Origin of the sequence: Actinomadura sp. NPDC047616 (assembly GCF_040642915.1) — a bacterium.
Classification (GTDB): domain Bacteria; phylum Actinomycetota; class Actinomycetes; order Streptosporangiales; family Streptosporangiaceae; genus Spirillospora; species Spirillospora miaoliensis.
Genome location: NZ_JBEYTB010000006.1, coordinates 102,402 through 121,747 on the forward strand (window position 1 = coordinate 102,402; position 19,346 = coordinate 121,747).

Here is a 19,346-nt window from a genome sequence, read left to right on the forward strand (position 1 = left end):
TGTGCGGCCACGCCGGGGGCGGCCGGGGGGTTCAGAGCGCCGAGACGACCCCGGCGACCGCGTCGGCGAGCACGGCCAGGGCGTGAGCGATGGCGCCGGTTGCGTCGGCGGCCTGGCGCGGGTGGCGGATCACGAACAGCACCAGGACCAGCCAGCAGGCGACGAAGGCGCAGCGGCGAAGGAACACGGCAGGGTTTCTCCTGTCAGCAGTGGCCGGAGCCGTCGCAGTTGGGGCAGGTGTCGCCATCGCCGGTCATGCCGGTGCCGCCGCAGTGGCAGCACTGCCACCGCTGCACCGGCGGCACCAGGGGCGCACGGTCGTCACCGTCGCGGGTCGCGTCCGAGGGCATCAGGCCACCCGTCGGCCGTCACGGTCGGCCTGGTCACGGTCGGCCTGGTCACAGTCGGCCTGGTCGTCGGTGACGGTGATGTTGTCGCGGTAGCTGTTGCGCGCCTGGTGTTCGGCCGCCGCGCGGGCCGGGATGTGCACGAAGCGGTAGGTGACCCATCCGGCGGCGAGGCTCTTGCATGCCTCGTAGTGGCCGCCCCAGGGCCGATCGTCGTCCACGGTGACGCCGAGGCGCTCGGCCACCTGGTCGACCACGGCAATGGCCGCCGCGTCGTGCATGCCGGGCGGAGGGAAGGACAGGAACTCGTATCCGTGCCTGCCCACCGGAAGCGCCGGGTCGGCCTCCAGCAGATCGGCCAGCGCCCGCAGGCCATCGATGATCTGCTGCCGCACGGACGGTTGCAGGTGGGACGGGCCCGGGTTGGTCGGGTTGGTCATGGTGGTTTCCTCCATGCGGGTCACGCGGCGTTCTGGTTGTGGTTGTGGTTGCGGATCTGGCGGAGCAGGTCCGAGGCGAGTTGGTTGGACACGCCCAGCCGGGCGCGCAGCGCGTCACGGGTGATCGGCCGCCCGTGCGTGGCCTGGTGTTCGGCCGCCACCCGCCGGGCGAACTCCAGCAGCGGCCCCGCCGCAGCCGACGACCCGCCGGAACGGTCGGCAGCGGGAACGGGTAGCGCGGTCTGGTCGCCGTCCTCGTCGCTCTGGTCGTCGTCGCGATCGGGACGAGGCGCGTCGACGACCGCCAGCCCCGGACGGGCAGCGTCGTCCCCCGTCGAGTCCAAGGACGGCGGGGACGCCACCGGCGACGCCGAGGACGACGGGGCGGACGGTTCCGAGGACGCGCCGGACGAGGACGCGCCGGACGAGGACGCGCCGGACGAGGACGGCGCGGAGGAGGACGGACGGCCGAAGGACGGCGGGGCGGACAGGACGGCCGGGGCCGCCGACCGAGCCCGCGCGTCGGCCCCGGCCGCGCGGCGTTCCAGCATGGACACCGCCACCAGGAAGGCACCGGCCGGAATGGCAGCCGTGATCCACCCCCAGGCGGACGGTTCAGCCTGCGCCAGGTTCGCCGCCAGGCTCAGCAGGATCCCGCCGACCAGCACCAGCGTCGGCCACGACAGCCGCCCCGTAGCGCGGCCGGTGCGCTTGTCCCGCTGCCGCTCACGCGCGGCCATGACGCAGGTGAGATCGATGCACACCGCGACCGCCCAGGCCATCCACCCGCCTTGCCCGTGCTCGACGGCCGTGTCGCGGATGTGGGTGAACGACCCGGCCGCCGCGATGCCTGCGAGCACCACCACCGGCCCCGAGTCCGCCACCGCACCCAGCAGCCGACTCACGCCGCCCGCCCGCCGGAGACAGCGGCCAGCAGCGCCGCAAGTTCCGCGTCACACCGATGCGTCGCGGCCCAGTCCTCCACCAGGTCGACGTGGGACGAGGAGAAGCAGTCGGCGCACCGAGCGCACCGCGCGACGTGCAGGCCCCGGACGGCGTCCCACTCGACCGTCACCGGCACCCAGGACGAGGCGGACGACCGGGAGGACGACCGGGAGAACGGCCGGGACGAGGACGACGAGCCAGGACGGACAGCCGGACGAGGACGAACCGACAGGATGGACCGGGGACGAAGGACGACCGGGCGCGTGGTCATCGGGGCAGCCTCCACAGGGTTCGGGCATGGATCGGGTAGGGACCTGGCGTGATCAGGGCTCACGCCGAGCCACAACGGGGAGAGAAAGGGGCCGGGCGGTTAGGCCGCGTCCGGCACGTCCGGGCGAAGCACCGCGACCGAGGAGCCGGTCACCTCGGCCCACGCCGGAGTCAGGTGGGAGTGATCACGTGCGGCCTGTTCGGCTTCTGCCTCGCTCACGTACACCGACCGGGCACGGTGCCATGAGCCGTCCTGACCGGCCGTCACGCACACGCCGGGAGTTTCGGCCGGGATCGCTCGGGCCGCGTCCAACGCCGCCGGGTCCATGTCGCCGAGCGTCATGGTCGCCGTCTCCGGATCGTTCACCCGATGGCACACCCGCCCGGACAACTGCGCGCGCAGCGCTGTCACACCAGGGCCCAGGTCGGAGCCGATGCGCTGACCGCAGATGATCAGGTGGACGGCGAAGGCCCGGCCGAGCTGTGCCACCCGCAGCAACGCCGTCGCGGTCTTGGCGACCTCGTCCTTTTCGCTCTTGTCGGCCATCAGGAACAGTTCGGCCACCTCGTCCACCAGCAGCACGACCGGCACCGGCCGCAGACGCTCGGGAAGCGCCCACACGTTGCGCGCCCCGTGCTCGCGGCACACCGCCATGCGTCGCTCCAGTTCGGCCACCAGGTCACCCAGCAGCGCGACACATTCGGCGCGGGTGGTCGCCAGCGCCGACAGCCGCGGCCCGTACGGCGTGAACTCCACCCCGCCCTTGAGATCGAAGCCGACCAGGGCCAACGGTTGCGGCGCGAGGCCCTTGATGACCACGTTCGCCAGGTTGGACTTGCCCGACTGCGTGGCGCCCGCGATGAGCCAGTGCGGGACGGTGCGGAAGTCGATCACCCAGTCGGCGCCGTTCTCCAGCTTGCCCGGCCGCACCGTCAACAACTCTCCGGTCTCGGGGGTGACAGTGACCTCGGTCAGAGGATCACGCATGGTGGCCCACAGCGTCACCACACCCGGCCCCACGTCCACCACGCGCACGGAGTGCACCCGCCAGGCGTGCGCGATCCCCTCCGCCGCACGCTCATAGTCCGCCGGCACCTGACCGTCATGCAGACGGACCCGCATCCGCCACCCCAGCCGGGTCGGCCGCAGCACACCCAGACGAGGCGCCCGCTCGACGTCCACTCGGCGCATGCGCCGCTTCTGCTCGACCACCGTCGCAGCACCACGCGCGGCCGAGCCGACGACGGGGACGGCGTCCAGGGACCAGCGCCAGCGCCGTCGATGCCGGGTCAGCCCGCACCCCGACGCGACGTGACGCCACGTCAGATAGACCAGCGCCGCGCGCATCGGGAAGCCGACGCCGTACCAAAACGAGGCGGGATGCCAGCGACGCCAGGCCCAGAGCCCGGCCGCCGCAACGGCCGAGGCCCCGAGCACCATGAACAGCGTGTCGTTCACCGCGGCCTACCTCAGGCCACCGCAGCCGGGGCGTTGCCCGCCTCGTCGGTCGCGGGGACGGCCGCCAGGGCGGCAGGGACAATCTGAGCCGCGCGGTAGGCGATGCCCCACCGAAGCCGCCCGTTGATCTGCTGCTCCCACGGGAACCCCACCAGCCCGACCGGCCGGACCACCTGACCCACCGTGATCTCCGGATCGCCGGACACCGCCACGTTCAGCAGCTCGACCCGCCCGGACTCGTCGGCCGCCGACAGGCCCACCGTGAACACGGTGACGCCGTTACGGTCCACCTTCACCTCACCCGTGTCCTGGCTGACCAGCTTGGGACGCGGCGGGGAGACGCACACGAACGTCAGTGCCGACACGTCTACCGGGATGTTCCGCATGAAGCCCTCCGACTGTCGATCCCCCTAGACAGTGCCGTCGGCCGCCCTGCAGACCGACTGTCTAGGGGGGTGCACAGTCAAAGGTAACCGGCGTCACTCTGACTGTCTAGGGGGGTTTACAGATTCGCGGTGCTATCCCCGAAGCGCCCAGTAGACGGCGCTGGCGTCGTCGGATGCCTTGCCTCGTGGCCAGCGTGCGCCGTCCGGGTCGGAGGCTTCCGCCTCACGGGTCCGGGCGATCAACTCGGCCGGCCCCTCCTTGCGGAGAACGGCCAGCAGGTCACGCCAGCTCATCAGGCCGAAGCGGTCGACAAGCCGAGTGGCGCCGTCACTGAGCACGGCGACCGCGTCCAGGTCATCCAGCGGCACCGTCCCCACAAGCGCCTCGTCGGCCGCCTCAGGCTTGGTGCTGGCGACCCAGAAGCCGCCGGGTTGGTTGCGATACGCGGCCAGCCGTTCCACCCGGTTGCGCATGTCGGCCGCGTGTTCCTGCGTCCCCAGCGGCGGCCGTTCCCCGGCATCGTTCACTTTCCGGTAGACCTCGCCCAACCGATCATCAGAGATGACCACCGGCTCCCCGTCGGCCTGGTCGAGGACGAGGACCGAGTCCGACAGCACCAGGTACTCAAGGCGGTCGGCGTGCGCCCGAGCCAGGGCCACGGTCGCCGAGGGAGAGCCAGGATGCCGAAGGTCGCACGCGTCCCCATGCAGCGCGTTGACGCGTTCGATGCTCACCGCCAACGCCTCAGCCAGGGTGACGCTCGGATCTACAGCCGTGCCCACCAGCAGGCCGCCGAGGTTGTGCGCGTACCAGGACACCGAGTGCGAACACCCCGAGGCGAGCCCGGCCGGAGCGCCCGCACCGTCCACGACGCTCACAAGGCCCGGTGCCGCCGCCGCGAAGTCTTCGTTGTCCCGCTCCGGGTTTCCTGGCTCGCTGGCGAGCAGCACACGCATACGGCCTCCTGTCAACTGTCCTCGTCATGCCGATAGATCGGCGTCAGCAACTCCGTCCGCACGGGCTCATGGGTGTCCGGGTCGTACTCAGTACCGATCACGACCGAGAACCGGTCAGCGCCCACCTGCCCCCACAGGCTGCCGATATCGGTCGTCAGCAGATGGACCACGCCTAGCGAGCCCTCCGGGTGGATACCCGCGATCGCCAGAATGCTGCCCTTGCCATCCGGCCGAGGCAGACGGCCCAGATACCCCACGTCGTACGGACGCCGCGGATCCTCCTCCTGACCCGACCGGTACTCGGCCCCGCTGCGGGTGTCGCGCAGCAGCCAACCTTTCTCGTCGCGGTCCCAGGCGATCACAGGGTCTTTGCCGTAGGCGTCCCGCATCGCAGGCGACATCCGAGGACCGCAGATCACCAACATCCCCGGCCGGTTCAGGTCGATCTCGCCGTCAAGCGTCACATGGTCATAGCTGACCGACAGATCGAACGTCCGGGCCAGCTCTTCCAGCCGCTTGCCCGTCGTCAGGTCGTCCAGCGCGACATATGTCCGGTCACTCGCCGGGTCCGGGCGCAACGGGGTGACCACGATGACCTCACCCGAACCGAGGAACGCTCCCTCAGGCGCCGGCCCTGTGTGCCGGATCTGATGGATACGCCCCCGGCTCAGTCCGGCGGCCTGTGCGATCTGCGCGTACGACATGCCCTGTGCATGCAGATCCTGGATCAGCCGCCGCCGCAGCCGGGCAAGCTCGGTGACTTCCTGCTGAGCCTCCGCCAGGCGCTCAGTCGCGGCACGCAGCAGCTCGTAGGGGTCCTTGATCTGCGCGATTCGCTCCAACTCGCCTGGCATGACGCCTCCTCCGGTGCCTCCGAGCGAGTCTAGGACCCTAGACACCGTGCCGAAAAGCTCACGACCGGTCGAGGAGCTCACAGTACGCAGGCGCCGCCGACGACGCGGAATCGGCGGCCCGCTCACACCGATGCCCCGGCGACGTCCGCCCACACCCGACGCCCGACTCTCACCACCTGCGAGCCCCATGCCTTCGAGACGGCGTCGACGATGAACAGCCCACGGCCGTTCACCGCCTCCAGGTCCGCACCTTCGAGGGACAGCTTCGGCAGCGAAGGCGCTCCCATGTCGACGACGCTCACTCGCAAGTGTTCGGGGAACACCTCCAACTCCAGGACGAACTTGCCGCCCACTTCTCCGCTGGCCGTGTGCTCCACGGCGTTGGTGCACAGTTCGCTCACGACCAGTGCCACCTGGTCGGCCAACTCGTCAGGGACCCGGCCGACCATGAACGCCCAGGCGAATGCCCGAGCCTCGCTGATTGATTCCGGTCGGCCCTCGAACAGGCGAGACAGACGCCTCACATCGACCACCGCCCATGCGTCTAGGGGGCTATACGGCACGCGAACACGCAGCGTATGCCAGACCGCATGGTCTATTCAACGAGTTCACTGAATAGATTCGATGATCTCCGCAATCTCACGCGCGGCCCGCTCCACAAAACCGCGCGCCTCATCCCCGAACACCGCTACCCGCTCGTACCGCTCGAAGATCTCCGAATACCGGCGCACCTCGGCCGCATCAGTCAAGGTCAGCTCACGCGTGAACGTCTCCACCGTCACCGCCGCATCCCCGAACACCGTGAAGCCATGCAACGGCACCCGCGACCACCCACCCGCCAAGCCCGGCACAACCCCCAACCGCACGTTCGGCCGCTCCGCCACCGCCAGCACATGCGCGAACTGGCCGGCCATACACGCCCCCGACCCCGGCCACGTTCGCAACACCGCCTCAGCCAGCACAAACGTAAACCGCCGACCCTCATCACCCAACACCGCCGCCCAGTCCACCGCGCCATCCCCAGCAGGCAACTCGGACTCGGCCGCATACTCCGCCGTCCGCAACGGCCCCGGCATGACCAACGCCCCAAACGCCCGCACCACCGCCACATCCCGCGCCAGCTCCACCGCAGCCCCAGGCCGGAAGGACACCCCTGCATCCACCCGCCGAGCCGCCGTCTCCACATACGCGTCCCGCACCAAGGCAGCCAGCCGCTCAGCCTCCGCAGCCTCCAAGCCCAACGCCGCAAACAGCCGCAACACCACCTCAGGATCAGAGACCCGCCGCCCCGTCTCCACCCGAGACACCGTCGGCTGAGGAACACCAGCCCGCGATGCCAGCCCAACCCCCGACAGCCCCGCCGCCGTTCGCAGCCGCCGCAACTCCCGGCCGATCTCCCGCAACCGCTCCTCACCCATAACCGAGCGTTCTACCACCCACGCCCACACCACCGCGCAGGCTCCAGTGCCAACCATTGCCGGAGTGCCCACCAAGTCCCGAGACACGGCGCCAGGCCGCCAACCAGGCCATACGTAGCCGGATGAGAAGTTTCTCTACGTCTTCAAGGGCGCCCGCTACGCGGCCGCCGCCGGTCGGTCCGGGCCGGGCATGCGGCCTCTCCGGGCCGGTCCCGCCCCGGCCGACCGGCAAGGCTCAAAGCCCTGCCCCAAGCGGTGCGGCCGCAAACTGGCATGTTGCGGACACGGTGATCACTGATTCTCGTCCTTCTCTGCCCTTAGAGTGAAGCCCGATCGGTTATTGGGGCCGACGAGTTTCCGGGTCATGAGGGGAGCGTGTCTGAGGTGCTAGACCCAGCGACGATGGCGATCATTACTGGCGCGGCGGCAAACCTGGTTGCCTACATGCTCAATGGTCAGGTAGACGCCGTGCGTTCGTGGGTAGGGCGCATCTTCCGAGCGGGAAGCGAGGAAGAGCAATCTACTTCACTCCGCACTGTCGAGGACGACACTGTTGCCCTCGCCCGAGGAACGGTGTCAGAGGCCGATGTGAAAGCCCGGTGGGGTCTACTCCTGGCCGCCTATCTGGCCGAGCATCCCGAGATCCAAGCCGACATCGAGGCCGTAGCAAATTCCACGCCCACAGCGACAGAGACAACAAACATCGGCCAGCAACACAATCATGGTTCTGGCACCTTTATTGGTCGCGACAACTACGGTGGCATTGCAGCACCAAGGAACCCTAATGACTGATCATTCAGGCGACGAACCGTCTCGCTTTGAACAGCATAACCATGGCTCCGGGGCGTTCATCGGCCGGGACAACTATGGCACTATCAATGCTATTGACAAGACGACGCAAGCGATACTTGAGAAACTGTCAAAGGAAGCGCCAGCGCTTGCAAGGCTTTTGCGAAAAGCCTTGCAGGATGGGGTGGTATCGCCCGACGTCGTTCATGCACTTGAAGTCGCTGCTCGAAACATCAACGAAGACGTTGCTCATGCCCTTTGGACTGCAGGTCGAAACATAAATGAGGATGTTGCTATCACGCTTCTTCAAGCTGGAACCAAAATAAGTGAGGCGGGAAATCTTGATAGGATCGCCACCCGAATGGAGTCTGCACTAGAGCGATTCGAAGCAGTTTCTGTCGCCCTCAATAGTATGAGCCGACCTCAGGGGCGGAATAGCCTGATGGGGCAACTGGAAGATACCGTCGATAGCATCAGGCTCCACGCCGATCGGATCGAGGGCGTAGTTACGCCGCCGCCAGCACAGGTAGTGGTCGCCTGGAAACCGACCTTTTATGCATTTATATTCGGGCTTGTGGCTGGCATGATTTTGCTTGCCCTTATAGTGAATCGTTAGCTATAGGCAGATGAAAATGGATGCTGTTTTGTTGTGCCTTGCAGCGGAAAGCCAGTGAGGGAGCCCGCGAAGGCTACTGATATCTTGGTCCTAGCCGATCAGGATCCTGCTCGCTTCAAACCAGGTATGACCAAGAGTGCCAACCTGAAGACGGAAAAACTTCGGGAGAGCGGGAATAATATCGAGATCATCACTGGCCTCGATTTTATCGAGCCTCTTGCATCAGGCAATTAGTGACTCTCCTCTCGTAGTTGAGTGAGAAGCGAAGCGGCTTCTTAACCCGCCGAACCCGCACGGAGGCTCACACGCTGGTTGAGCGTGCGCGAAGCGGGGGTCTCGCGACCCCCAGCCCCCCGCGGGCCGGAGGGCACGCCCGCGCGAAACTGTCTGTCACAGCGTCTCGCCGTTCGCGCGGGCGCACCCTCCGGGACGGTCGGTGTGCTAACGCGAGTGCTAACAACGGTGCTGGATGACCTTGGACGGTGGTGGACGTGCGGGAGGAGTACGGCCAGGTCAGGGGATGACTTTGGACGGCTGTGGACATTGCTGATCTTGCTACGGATCAGATGGTCACAACCTCGGCCGCTACGATCGCTGTACGTGGCTGGGCGCCGTTGCGGCTGGGGGATCGGCTGACGCGCCGCTTCCAGTGCTCGGGCCGTGGCCGGCCCTGCGCTCCGGGTCGGCTTGTTCTCGGATTGCTCGGGTGCTGTCGCAGGTCAAGCGGGACTGCTGTACAGCAGAAAAGTACAGCAACGGCGCCACACGGCGGCTCACGTGATCTGCCAACGGCACACTTCACGACCTCGGCAGAGCGGCGAAGGCCCATGATCGCCGGTAGTTCGCATCGAGGGGGTCAGGGGTCAAATCCCCTCTGCTCCACTTCGGACCTGGGACCAGTGTGGTCGTGGTTGAAGGCCGCTTCCATCTGGTCCTTTGTCATGTCTATCGGGGGGCGCCCCCCGAACAGAACCCCCCACTGCCGAAGGCCGCTCCCTGGGGGGAACCGGCCTTCGTGATCTCCGTACGACGGCGAAGTGCAGCTACGGCGCCTTCCTATCCGAGCTGCTTGCCCAGCGTGCGCGTGGCCAGCCGTACTCACCTCGGCTGTAGATGTTCATCGTGATGGCGAGCTGTCTGTGCCGAATGACCGCATCACCACGCAGGGGTGGACGTCCCCACCAGGAAGGAGGCGTAGGTCTTCTGCGTGACGTGGACGGGGACGCGGTGTACGTCCTCCCCATCGCGAGCCGTCACGAGGATGCGATTGCAGTTCTGCGGCTCGGCGGGCTGGAGTGGTCAACACCACATCTGAGGAGGTCCACTGGCCGCCGCCTCCTCATCCCTGGCGTTCGCGCAGCCGGGCCGGGGCGGATGCCTTCGTCTTGGTCTCGTGGTGCGGGAGCTGACCGTTGATCCGCTGGGGCTGCCAGGCGATGCTCCAGGCTTACAGCGGGCCGCCGCAAGGCCGGTGCCTCGCCACGCCGCAGCCTTACAGCCAGGGGCGTACGTGGCGTGCATCGAGTCTCATCGATCAGGAGGCGCTTCCGGGCCTCCTGCAGGCTCCGGGGCTTCACCTGCCGTTTCCGAGGCTTGGAGACGCGGAGCAGGGCCGCCACGTTGTGGGGCAGGATTCCTCGCGGACGGCGTTGCTCAGCGCGGCCAGGAGGGTCGTCCAGGCGTCTCGACAGGTCCGCTGAGAGTGGACTGCGCGGATGCTGTCTCCTTCTTGAGCTTTGCCTCTTGCTGCGACTGGGGCGCTGGCGCGGGACTGTCAGGTGTGTTCGGAGACGAGTAGGGCCTGGGTTGACGGTTCCAGGGCTTCGAAGAGGTGCGGCAGGTCGCCCGGATAGGAGATGTAGTCGCCGGGGCCTAGCTCGACCGGGTCGTCGGCGAGGCCGACCAGGGCGCGGCCGGTGGCCAGGAGGACGTGTTCCGTCACGCCGGGGTTGTGCGGGTCGGAGGCGCGCGCCGTGCCCGGCTCGGCCTCGACGCGGTAGATGTCGCGGCGGGCGCCGGGCGGGCTCGGTGCGAGCAGGACGGCCCGGTAGTCGGCGCGCGCCGAGGCCACCGCGACGCCCTCCCCGGATCTGACGACCTGGACGCGTGGCCGCGGCGGGTCCAGGAGCTGGGAGAACGGCACCTCCAGGGCCACAGACAGCGCCCACATGGTCTCCAGGCTCGGGTTGCCGCTGCCCGACTCCAGCTGGGAGAGGGTGGATTTGGCGATGCCCGCCCGGACGGCGACCTCGGTCAGGGACAGGCCCGCCCTGCGCCGCTCACGTCGTAGAGCGGCCGCGATGGATCCCATGGGGACCTTGGTCGATGCTTTCTCCGCCACACGTTCAATGTAGCGGACCATCGTTCGATTTGACGAACAGTCGACGGGTGTTCATTATGTCGGTCATGCATTCGGTATGGCGAACGCTGGATCGCGGGGTCCTGCGGGACATCGCGCTGGTGTGCCTGGCGGTCGGGGTCATCGGCGCGTCCTACGGCGCGATCGCCGTCACCTCGGGGTTCCCGTTGTGGTTGCCGCTGGTGACGGGCCTGCTGGTGCTGGCCGCCTCCGCGGAGTTCCTGTTTATCGGAATCATCGCCGCCGGGGGCGGTCCCGTCGCGGCGGTCGTGGCGGGGCTGGTGGTCAACGCCCGTCATGTGCCGTTCGGACTGGTGTTGCCCGACGTCCTCGGCCGCGGCGCGCGGCGGCTTCTCGGCGTGCACCTGATGAACGACGAGACCGTCGCCTTCGCGCTCGCCCAGGACGACATCGCCCGCAAACGCGCCGCCTACTGGGCCTGCGGCCTGGGCATTCTGGTCTGCTGGCCGTTGGGCGCGCTGGCCGGCGGTCTCGCTGGCACCGTCATCGACGACACCGGCGCGTTGGGGCTGGACGCGATGTTCCCGTCCGTTCTGCTGGCCCTGACGCTCCCGGCCCTCCGCGACCGCGACACGCGCCGCGCGGCCCTCGCCGGTGCCGCGATCGCCCTCGCCGCCACACCCTTCCTGCCCGCCGGGCTGCCCGTCCTGCTCGCCCTGGCCGGGCTGACGCTCCTCGCCGTCCCCCGCAAGGCGTCCCGGTGAACGACCCTGGCTCCTTGACCGCGGCTGCACTGCTCCTTGCGGCGGGCACGTTCGCGTTCCGGCTCGTCGGCCCGCTTCTGCGCAGCCGGCTCGTGTTCCCCGCGGCTGCTGAGAAGGTGATGCAGTACGCCGCCGTCGTTCTGCTCACCGCCCTCGTGGCCACCACCACGCTCACCGAGGAAGGCGGCTGGGCCGGAATCGCGCGGCCGGCCGGAGTCCTGACCGCCGGAGTGCTGGCCTGGTGCAAGGTCCCGTTCCTGGCGGACGTCCTGGCCGCCGCCACCGTCACCGCCGTCCTGCGCCTGCTCGGCATTCCCTGACGGGGATCCCCCGACAGCGCCTAGTAGGAGCGGAGGGGGCCCCTACCCGGCAGCCCGGCCAGCGTGTACAAGGTGGGGCTTCTCCACCTGCGAAAACTGTTACACCGCCTCCGGCGAGGGCGTTCTGCTGGATTTGCGCAACGAGTTGTTCCGGCAGCTTGTCGAGCAGGAGGGGTACCGGTGGATCGCGATTTCGTTGACCTTCGTGGCCAGCTCGTCGCGCTCTGCGGTGGCCTGCCGGGCGCGAGCGCGGCCACCGACCGGCACCTTCCCCGCGGCAAAGATCACATGAGCGGACAACGACCGTATCGGCTGACACCGGACGGCTCTCGGAGGGCGGCCGGGTGGCTGGAACCGGTGCTCTGCCCACAACGCTGGAGGAGAACCAGAGACTGGCCGATCTGCTGGACGTCTCGGTGACGTTCGAACGCGAGGACAGGCAGATCTGCCGCTCGTACAAGGTCCGGGGAGCCTTCAACCTGATGCCCTCGCTGACCGAATCCGAGCGGCGGCGCGGGGTGGTCTGCGCCGGTGTCGGCGACCACGGTCAGGGCGTCGCCTTCTCCTGTCGTCGGCTCGGCATCCGCGCGCGGGTGTTCGTCCCTGCCGAGCCCCTCCGCCAGAAGCGTGAACGCATCGTGGCCCTGTAAGCTCCGGCAGCGCCGCCGCCAACGCCACACCCGCTGCCAGCCCCACTGACGTCTCCACCCGCTGTCGATGGTGCCCTGTTCCTTGGCGCTGGTGTCCTGCTCAACCGTCAGCCCGGGCGTGGTCGGTTACGTGCCTCGGTCGGCTTGCTTGGCGACGCGCTCCAGGCGGTTTCGGTAGTCCTGCCACCACGCTGAATCGCCTGGCGCCATGTTGCCGCCTCCGTCTCGCTGGCCCACGGCCCCGTCGATGAGTTCCCGGACGACGTCGGCGTGCCCGGCATGGCGATGAGTCTCGCCGATCATGTGGACGAGGATCCGGTGGAGTGTCAGCTCACGCCCGTCTCCGCCGGGCACGCGGCCGACCGCGTCCAGGGGCAGCGACTCGATCGTCGCGTCCGAGTGGGCCCAGGCCCGTCGGTACAGGTCGACGATCTGCTCGCGCGTCTCGTCGGCGGTCGCCCACATGTCCGCGTTCGGCTCGGCTTCCCCGGCGATCCACAGTGGCGGCCCGTCGAAGGGACGTCCGAAGGTCGCGCCGAAATATGCCGCCTCGGCGCCCGCCAGATGCTTGACCAGCCCCAGCAGGTTGGTGCCGGTCGGAGTCATGGGGCGGCGGACGTCGTACTCCGACAGCTCCTCCAGCTTCCACAACAGGACCTCGCGCGCGTCCTGCAAGCAGCGGTGAAGGTCTGCTTTGGGGTCGAAGCCAGCCATCGGGGCAGTTTGGCACATGACGCCGGACACCCGCAGGGAGCGGCTTGCCCCTGCACAGGGCGCGCCATGGCGCAGCGCCGCGAGGGCATCGGCGGACGCCATCGGTGGATGTCCGGGAACGGAAGCAACCTTTTCCGGTGACGCCGGACACCCGCAGGGAGCGGCCCACGTGCCAACAGGGCCGCGAGGGCATTGGCGGTCCGTTCCGGCGGACGGCACCCGTGGGCGTCTGGGAACGGAAGCAACCTTTTCCGGGTTCGTTGGTTCTCAGGGCATGAGGTTGCACAGTGGACTGGCCGCGGCGGTGGGCGGTGCGAGCCGCGACGGCGGTGGAGCGTCCGAGGGCCCTGACGGAGACGTGGGCTTGGAGGAGGCTGAGGAGGCCGGGGGATCCGGCGTGGGCGCCGCTGCGGCTGACGCGGGCGCCGCCGCGGCCGATGACGTGCTGACGAGGCTGTTTCGGGTTCATCACGTGTCGCTGGTACGGCTCGCGGTGCTGCTTGTGGGGGATCTGGGCAGTGCGGAGGACGTCGTCCAGGACGTGTACGCCCGGCTGCAGCGGCGTCAGGAGAGGCGTGGCCGGGGGAACGGGCTGCCCGCCGCGCCGCCAGAGCTGCTCGCGTACACCCGGGCCGCCGTGCTGAACGCCTGCCGGACGCTGTTGCGTCGCCGGGCCCTGACGAACCGGCTGTTCCAGCCCCCGGAGCCGGTGTGGTCGGCGGAGAACGACGCGCTGCTCGCCGATGACCGCCGGCGCGTGCTCCGAGCCCTCACCCGGCTGCCCGCCCGGCAGCGGGAGGCGATCGTCCTGCGCTACTACCTCGGCCTCTCCGAGGCGGAGATCGCCGCCGCCATGGGCGTGCGGCCCGGCACCGTCAAGTCGACCATCTCCCGGGGCCTGGACGCGCTCCGCGACCGTTACGAGGAAGAACGATGACCAGAGTCTCCGACGAACTGCTACGGGCGGCCCTGGCCGACGCCGCCGACACCGTCCGCCCAGAGGCACTGCAGCCGCTGCCCGCCCGGCCCCGGCGCCGCCGCCTGCGTCCGGTGCCGCTCGGCGGCTTGGCCGTGGCGGCCGCCGCGACCATCGCGGTCGTCCTCCTGGTCGCGCCGTGGTCGCAGCACCGGCGGGACGGCGCGTCCCCGGCCTTCTCCCTGGCCGCCTACATGGGCATCGACTACGTGCTCGACGGGCCGTGGCCGACGGGCGGTCAGTGGGTGAGGGTGCGAAAGGCCGACACCGGCCAGCAGATCGCGACGCTCCCCGCGCCCAGGGGGTCGTCGGGCTTCCGTGACTCCGCCGACTCGGGGGACAACAGGACGTTCGTCCTCACCACCGCCGACCCGCAGGCCTGCAGTGTCCGCTTCTACCGGCTGATCCTGGGAGCGGACGGCCGACCGAAGGAGGGGCTGACCGAGTTGCGCCGCGCCACCCTGCGGCAGCAGATGGGGGAGGGGCCGGACCAACTGGCCGTGTCCCGGGGGACGCGCCGTATCGCGTTCGCGGGCAAGGAATGCGGAGGCGCCTCCGCCAGGGGCGTCATCATGGTCGTCGACCCCGCCACCGGCGAGCAACGCGTCACGCGCCTTCCGCCCCGTGCGCTGGCCGGCTCTTTGCGATGGGCGCCGAACGGCCGGGAACTGGTCTTCGAGACCATGGGCGACTACCTGGAGCGCACCCTGCAGACGCTGGACACGGCGACGGGCCGGATCAGCCCGGTCCCGCTGGGGATCGGTGACGGGATGCTGTGCGGCGCCGCGTTCGACAAGGACGGCACGCACATCGTGGCGCTGGTGCGCAACGGCAGGCAGAACCGCGTGGTGTGGTACTCGACGGTCACCAAGACGATCACGCGTCAGGTGCCGCTGCCGCCGAGCGCTCCCGATGCGGCGACGATGTTCGAGGTGCCCGGCGACCGGATCGTCGCCGTGATCGGCGACCGTGTCCATGTCGTCAGCGGGACGAAGGTCACCACTGGACGCGTCGGCGAAGACAGCATGCCGATGCCCTGACCGCCTCAGCCGTCGAGGGGATGAACTGGCCGGCGGGTAGTCACGCGCCGTGGTCTCCTGGACTGTCGCGGGCTGCCCGTCCGAGCATCCGGCGGGCCTCGTCGCCGAACAGCGCGGCGCGTTCGTACTCCCGGAAGATCTCCGCGTACCTGCGCACCTCGGCCGCGTCGGTCAGGGTCAGCTCGCGTGTGAACGTCTCCACCGTCACGGCCAGGGTGCCGAACACCGTGAAGCCGTGCAGCGGCAGCCGCGGCCAGCCATCCGCCGAGCCCGGCACGACGCCCAGCCGCACATTGGGGCGTTCCGCCACCGCCAGCAGATGCGCCAGCTGTCCCGCAAAGCTCGCCCCCGAGCCCGGCCGCGTCCGCAGCGCTGCCTCGGCCAGCACGAACGTGAACCGCCGACCTTCGTCCGCCAACACCACGGCCCAGTCCACCCCGCCGCCCCCGATGGGCAGCGCGGACTGGGCCACGTACTCCGCCGTCCGCAGCGGCCCGGGAACGACGAACGCCCCGAACCCCCACACCGCCGTCGCCCTCTCGCCCAGATCCACCGCGGCGCCGGGCCGGAAGGACACGCCCGCCTCCATCCGTCGAGGCGCCGTCTCCGCATAGGCGTCCTGCACCAGGGCGGCCAGCCGTCCGGCCTCCGCGGCCTCCATGTCCAGCACCGCGAACAGCCGCAGCACCGCCTCGGGGTCGGAGACCCGCCGACCCGTCTCCACCCGCGACACCGTCGGTTCAGGCACACCGGCCTGCGATGCGATTTCGGCGTCCGTCAGCCCCGCGGCCGCCCGCCGCCACCGCAGTTCCCGCCCGATTTCCCGCAGCCGCTCCTCGCCCATAACCGAGCGTTCTACCACCCCGGCACCCACTGGATTAGGCAGAACGTCCAGGCTCAGCCGGTAAAGCACACAGAATCACGCCCGACGTGTCGAGTAGATGGGTAAGTGGCGCAATATGTCCCTCCGGGCAGGACCTCAATGCGGGACGAAACAGAATTGGCTTTCTCGGCGCCGTGACGAGTCTTGTGGCTCAGGTGAAGATGTGGCCCTGGGCGGCGCCTTCCACTGCGCTGGCGTAGAGGCGGGCCACGTCGGCCGCTGGAGTGCCCTGTTGTGGATCCATGTCCAGGTTCTGGAGGGTTTCCCGGACCCACCCTGGGCTGACGACGTTCAGGCGCAGACCGCGTGGCAACTCTGTGGCCGCCGCGCGGACGAACGCCTCCAGGCCGGCGTTCACCAGGTGGCCGAGCGAGGTGCCCGGCACCGGCTCGGCGAACCGGCCGCTGGTGAGGGTGATCGATCCGCCGTCGCGGACATGGGGGACCGCCTGCCGCACCAGGTTCACCTGCCCGAGAAGCTTGCCGTCCAGGCCGGTCCAGTAGTCCGGGTCGTCCAGGCGCGCCATGGGCGCGTTGGCGGCGCAGCACACCACCGCGTCCACCCGGCCGGTCTCGGCGAACATCGCGTCGATGCTCGCCGGGTCTGTCAGGTCCGCGCGCAGGGGGCCGCGGCGTGAGACGGGCACCACCTCGTGGTGCCCGCCCAGCAGGTCGCCGACCGCGCGGCCGATGGTGCCCGTCGTGCCGATCACAAGAACGCGCATGCAAGTTCCTCCGCTCGTGTCCGTCGGGGATCAGCGTGCGGGAGGTGTCAGGGACCGGCCATCCCTCTGCTGTGCCTACACCTGTCAGGTGCAGGCACGGCGGGGTGAGCATGCACGACAATGGCCGGCATGCGCGTTCAGGCGGAGCTGGGGGAGTTTCTGCGGTCGCGGCGGGCGCGTGTGCGGCCCGAGGACGCCGGCCTTCCCCTGTACGGGGGGCGTCGTCGAGTGCCCGGCCTGCGCCGTGAGGAACTGGCCCAGCTCGCCGGGGTGAGCGCCGGCTACTACACCCGTCTCGAACAGGGGCAGAGCCCGAACGCCTCTGACGCCGTCCTCGACGCGGTCGCCCGGGTCCTGCGGCTGGACGAGGCCGAACGCGCTCACCTGTACACGCTGGCCCGGCCCAGGACGCATGCGCGCAGGCACGCGGCCGCGCCCGAGCGGGTGCGGCCGGGCGTCCGCCGAATGATCCTCTCGTTCGGAGACGTGCCGGCCCTGGTCCTGGGACGCTTCACCGACGTGCTCGCGTGGAACCCGATGGCACACGCCCTGTTGGCCGGGCACCTGGACTTCGACGCGCCCGCCGACCCCACCGGTCGTCCCAACATCGCGCGCCTGCTCTTCCTCGACCCGCACATGCGGGCGCTGTACGCCGACTGGCCGCGGAAGGCCCGCTCCACCGTCGCCGACCTGCGCCTGATCGCCGGCCGGTATCCGGACGCCCCGGAACTGGCCGCACTGGTCGGCGAGCTGAGCATGGCGAGCAGGGAGTTCGCGGAACTGTGGTCCTCGCACCCGGTGGCCGACTGCGAGACCGGCCCGCGTGCCTACCACCATCCGCTGGTGGGCGGCATGATGCTGACGGCCGAGTTCATGACGCTGCCGAACGACGACGGGCAGCGGGTGGCCGTCTTCAACGCCGAGCCGGGATCACCGTCCGAGGCCGCCCTGCGCCTGCTGGCCGGCCTGACCGCCGCCGCGCCAAGGTGAGCACTCGGGCGTCTTGTTCGCGCAGCGATACCGCGATTTCGGGCAAGGAATGCGAACGTTGCCAGGGGGCGTTCTTGCGGTTCGTCAGTTGATCAGTAGCGGTGTCGGGTTTTCTCGGTTGAGCCGGTGGGTGCGACCTAATATCGGGGACCGTGACGACATCTGCGGGATGCCTGATATGTGACGAGAATGCGCGCCTCGGTTCACTGCCGCCCCGGGAACACCTGGCGTCCGATCAGTACTGGCGGGTGGCCCACGCGTTCGGCACCGGTCTGCGCGGCTGGCTGGTCCTGGTCCCTCTCCGGCACGTGACCGCCATCGCCGAGCTGACCGACGCCGAAGCCGCAGGTCTGGGGCAGTGGCAGGTGCGGTTGTCTCGCGCTCTGCACGCCGCGACCGGCTGCGCCAAGACCTATGTCGCTCAGTTCGCGGAGGCCGAGGGCTTCTCCCACGTCCATTTCCACATCGTCCCGCGCATGCGGGACTTGGCGGCGGAGCTGCGGGGGCCGAAAGTGTTCGCGTTGCTCAGCCAGTCCGAAGGGCGGGTCCTGAGCGAAAGTCAGCGTGACGAGATCGCCGCCGACATTCGGCGGTATCTGGAGTCTCCGGGGACGATGTCCACGCCGTGAACGGCAGGACGGACGAAACTGCTGTGATCCCGGCGACCGGCGAGTGGCGCGTCCGCAGGGCGTGAGATGGCTGCTGTTGCTGGACGGCGAAGCGGGAAACTGCCGGTGAGGGGCCCGTATCGTTCAGCTGCCCTGGAGGGGATGAGCGGGCCGTCGTGGTGGTGTCCGGGATTCCGCCCGCGCGGTGACGTTGCGGCGCCCGTCCCCGGCAGCGGACCGCGACCCGCCGATCCTCGCGTCGCGGAAAGGAGCGAGGCCGGGGTCAGTGGAGGGCGCCGGTTTGGTGGAGGTGGGTGAAGATGAGCTGGTTGACGGGGGACACGCGGGTGCGGTCGGCGTAGGTGAGCCAGGCGATCTCGGCGATCTCGCCGCTGGGGGTGAGGGTGCCGTGGTGGTCGGCTGTGTAGCAGGTCATGCGGACGGTGACGTCGCCGGTCCGGCCGTGGGCCTGGGCTTCGAAGGTGCCCAGGTGGCGGGCGGTGGCCGGGTCGATGGTGACGGCGAGTTCCTCGTCGATCTCGCGGACGAGGGTGTCGAGGGCGGACTCGCCGGGTTCGGGTTTGCCGCCCGGAAGGTAGTAGACGTCCTTGCCGCGGGAGCGGGCTCCGAGGATCCTGCCGTCGTCGAGGTGGATCCAGGCGACCTTGTCGATGGTCTTCATCGTCACCGATGGTAGGGGGCGGGCCGGGTGGCCGGAGGAGCCGGGCCCCGCCGCCGAGAGCCGTCCATGGGGATGACCGGAGGATCAATAGGGGTGGGGGCGTCAATGTCAGAAATGGCGGGGCGTGAATAGCTTCGCCGCATGAATCACATTGGGCGCCGCCTTTTGCGGAGGTGCGTCGCGGTCGCCGTCGC

At 69.3% G+C, this 19,346-nt stretch carries 25 protein-coding genes; 9 read left to right on the forward strand and 16 right to left on the reverse strand.

Translation table 11 applies throughout. From position 1 onward, the window contains the following. Positions 1-31: 31 nt before the first annotated feature. The 11 genes from ABZ801_RS16155 to ABZ801_RS16205 form a co-directional block, all read right to left on the reverse strand. Entirely contained in the window at positions 32-187 is a 156-nt protein-coding gene (locus ABZ801_RS16155; protein WP_344949784.1) for a hypothetical protein, read from the reverse strand. Between the two features lie 16 nt (positions 188-203). Next, complete coding sequence (locus ABZ801_RS16160) at positions 204-350, reverse strand: hypothetical protein (RefSeq protein ID WP_360698334.1); 147 nt, start codon at positions 348-350, stop codon at positions 204-206. Further along, complete coding sequence (locus ABZ801_RS16165; protein ID WP_360698336.1) at positions 350-787, reverse strand: hypothetical protein; 438 nt, start codon at positions 785-787, stop codon at positions 350-352. Before ABZ801_RS16165 ends, ABZ801_RS16160 begins: the two co-directional genes overlap by 1 nt. Positions 788-807: 20 nt before the next feature. After that, on the reverse strand, positions 808-1,692 hold the full coding sequence (locus ABZ801_RS16170) for a DUF2637 domain-containing protein (protein WP_360698338.1): 885 nt from the start codon (positions 1,690-1,692) through the stop codon (positions 808-810). Beyond that, on the reverse strand, positions 1,689-1,862 hold the full coding sequence (locus ABZ801_RS16175) for a hypothetical protein (RefSeq protein WP_360698340.1): 174 nt from the start codon (positions 1,860-1,862) through the stop codon (positions 1,689-1,691). Before ABZ801_RS16175 ends, ABZ801_RS16170 begins: the two co-directional genes overlap by 4 nt. Positions 1,863-2,102: 240 nt before the next feature. Next, positions 2,103-3,461, reverse strand: a complete 1,359-nt coding sequence (locus ABZ801_RS16180) for an FtsK/SpoIIIE domain-containing protein (protein ID WP_360698342.1) — start codon at positions 3,459-3,461, stop codon at positions 2,103-2,105. Between the two features lie 11 nt (positions 3,462-3,472). Further along, positions 3,473-3,847 (reverse strand): hypothetical protein, encoded by a 375-nt coding sequence (locus tag ABZ801_RS16185; RefSeq protein ID WP_360698344.1) that lies wholly within the window; start codon positions 3,845-3,847, stop codon positions 3,473-3,475. A 132-nt stretch (positions 3,848-3,979) separates the two neighbouring features. Next, the gene (locus ABZ801_RS16190) at positions 3,980-4,804 is read right to left on the reverse strand and encodes a protein phosphatase 2C domain-containing protein (RefSeq protein ID WP_360698346.1); all 825 of its coding nucleotides are present in this window, start codon (positions 4,802-4,804) and stop codon (positions 3,980-3,982) included. An 11-nt stretch (positions 4,805-4,815) separates the two neighbouring features. Next, the gene (locus ABZ801_RS16195; protein ID WP_360698348.1) at positions 4,816-5,658 is read right to left on the reverse strand and encodes a sigma-70 family RNA polymerase sigma factor; all 843 of its coding nucleotides are present in this window, start codon (positions 5,656-5,658) and stop codon (positions 4,816-4,818) included. A gap of 122 nt (positions 5,659-5,780) precedes the next feature. Beyond that, complete coding sequence (locus tag ABZ801_RS16200) at positions 5,781-6,191, reverse strand: ATP-binding protein (protein WP_360698350.1); 411 nt, start codon at positions 6,189-6,191, stop codon at positions 5,781-5,783. A gap of 75 nt (positions 6,192-6,266) precedes the next feature. Beyond that, on the reverse strand, positions 6,267-7,133 hold the full coding sequence (locus tag ABZ801_RS16205) for a helix-turn-helix transcriptional regulator (protein WP_360698352.1): 867 nt from the start codon (positions 7,131-7,133) through the stop codon (positions 6,267-6,269). A gap of 345 nt (positions 7,134-7,478) precedes the next feature. On the opposite strand from ABZ801_RS16205, the gene ABZ801_RS16210 reads away from it, so the two are divergent. Next, positions 7,479-7,868 (forward strand): hypothetical protein, encoded by a 390-nt coding sequence (locus ABZ801_RS16210; protein ID WP_360698354.1) that lies wholly within the window; start codon positions 7,479-7,481, stop codon positions 7,866-7,868. Next, positions 7,861-8,481 (forward strand): hypothetical protein, encoded by a 621-nt coding sequence (locus ABZ801_RS16215; RefSeq protein WP_360698356.1) that lies wholly within the window; start codon positions 7,861-7,863, stop codon positions 8,479-8,481. Before ABZ801_RS16210 ends, ABZ801_RS16215 begins: the two co-directional genes overlap by 8 nt. A 1,774-nt stretch (positions 8,482-10,255) precedes the next feature. On the opposite strand, the gene ABZ801_RS16220 is transcribed toward ABZ801_RS16215, so the two are convergent. Then, positions 10,256-10,792, reverse strand: coding sequence for an XRE family transcriptional regulator (locus ABZ801_RS16220; protein ID WP_360698358.1), 537 nt, complete (start codon positions 10,790-10,792; stop codon positions 10,256-10,258). A 95-nt stretch (positions 10,793-10,887) separates the two neighbouring features. Here ABZ801_RS16220 and ABZ801_RS16225 point away from each other — a divergent pair, with 95 nt between their 5' ends. The 3 genes from ABZ801_RS16225 to ABZ801_RS16235 all read left to right on the forward strand — a co-directional run bounded on the left by ABZ801_RS16225 (position 10,888) and on the right by ABZ801_RS16235 (position 12,535). After that, positions 10,888-11,565 carry an AzlC family ABC transporter permease gene (locus tag ABZ801_RS16225; RefSeq protein WP_360698361.1) on the forward strand — a complete coding sequence of 226 codons (678 nt, stop codon included), beginning with the start codon at positions 10,888-10,890 and terminating at the stop codon, positions 11,563-11,565. Between the two features lie 14 nt (positions 11,566-11,579). Further along, the gene (locus ABZ801_RS16230; RefSeq protein WP_360698363.1) at positions 11,580-11,885 is read left to right on the forward strand and encodes an AzlD domain-containing protein; all 306 of its coding nucleotides are present in this window, start codon (positions 11,580-11,582) and stop codon (positions 11,883-11,885) included. A 344-nt stretch (positions 11,886-12,229) separates the two neighbouring features. Further along, positions 12,230-12,535 (forward strand): pyridoxal-phosphate dependent enzyme, encoded by a 306-nt coding sequence (locus ABZ801_RS16235; protein WP_360698365.1) that lies wholly within the window; start codon positions 12,230-12,232, stop codon positions 12,533-12,535. A gap of 126 nt (positions 12,536-12,661) precedes the next feature. Here ABZ801_RS16235 and ABZ801_RS16240 read toward each other — a convergent pair whose 3' ends face one another. Beyond that, positions 12,662-13,351, reverse strand: coding sequence for a DinB family protein (locus ABZ801_RS16240; RefSeq protein ID WP_360698367.1), 690 nt, complete (start codon positions 13,349-13,351; stop codon positions 12,662-12,664). Positions 13,352-13,691: 340 nt separating this feature from the next. On the opposite strand from ABZ801_RS16240, the gene ABZ801_RS16245 reads away from it, so the two are divergent. Both ABZ801_RS16245 and ABZ801_RS16250 read left to right on the forward strand, forming a co-directional pair. Then, positions 13,692-14,186: a sigma-70 family RNA polymerase sigma factor gene (locus tag ABZ801_RS16245; protein ID WP_360698889.1), complete on the forward strand. Its 495-nt coding sequence runs from the start codon at positions 13,692-13,694 to the stop codon at positions 14,184-14,186. Further along, positions 14,183-15,265 carry a hypothetical protein gene (locus ABZ801_RS16250; protein ID WP_360698369.1) on the forward strand — a complete coding sequence of 361 codons (1,083 nt, stop codon included), beginning with the start codon at positions 14,183-14,185 and terminating at the stop codon, positions 15,263-15,265. Before ABZ801_RS16245 ends, ABZ801_RS16250 begins: the two co-directional genes overlap by 4 nt. A 40-nt stretch (positions 15,266-15,305) precedes the next feature. Here ABZ801_RS16250 and ABZ801_RS16255 read toward each other — a convergent pair whose 3' ends face one another. Both ABZ801_RS16255 and ABZ801_RS16260 read right to left on the reverse strand, forming a co-directional pair. Continuing rightward, positions 15,306-16,109, reverse strand: a complete 804-nt coding sequence (locus ABZ801_RS16255; RefSeq protein ID WP_360698371.1) for a helix-turn-helix transcriptional regulator — start codon at positions 16,107-16,109, stop codon at positions 15,306-15,308. Between the two features lie 190 nt (positions 16,110-16,299). Continuing rightward, entirely contained in the window at positions 16,300-16,872 is a 573-nt protein-coding gene (locus tag ABZ801_RS16260; protein ID WP_360698373.1) for a short chain dehydrogenase, read from the reverse strand. A 129-nt stretch (positions 16,873-17,001) separates the two neighbouring features. Here ABZ801_RS16260 and ABZ801_RS16265 point away from each other — a divergent pair, with 129 nt between their 5' ends. Together ABZ801_RS16265 and ABZ801_RS16270 are read left to right on the forward strand one after the other, a co-directional pair. Continuing rightward, on the forward strand, positions 17,002-17,862 hold the full coding sequence (locus tag ABZ801_RS16265; RefSeq protein WP_360698375.1) for a helix-turn-helix transcriptional regulator: 861 nt from the start codon (positions 17,002-17,004) through the stop codon (positions 17,860-17,862). 152 nt (positions 17,863-18,014) lie between these two features. Next, positions 18,015-18,491, forward strand: coding sequence for an HIT family protein (locus tag ABZ801_RS16270; RefSeq protein ID WP_360698377.1), 477 nt, complete (start codon positions 18,015-18,017; stop codon positions 18,489-18,491). Between the two features lie 262 nt (positions 18,492-18,753). On the opposite strand, the gene ABZ801_RS16275 is transcribed toward ABZ801_RS16270, so the two are convergent. Then, positions 18,754-19,152: an NUDIX domain-containing protein gene (locus tag ABZ801_RS16275; protein ID WP_360698379.1), complete on the reverse strand. Its 399-nt coding sequence runs from the start codon at positions 19,150-19,152 to the stop codon at positions 18,754-18,756. Positions 19,153-19,346 lie beyond the last annotated feature (194 nt).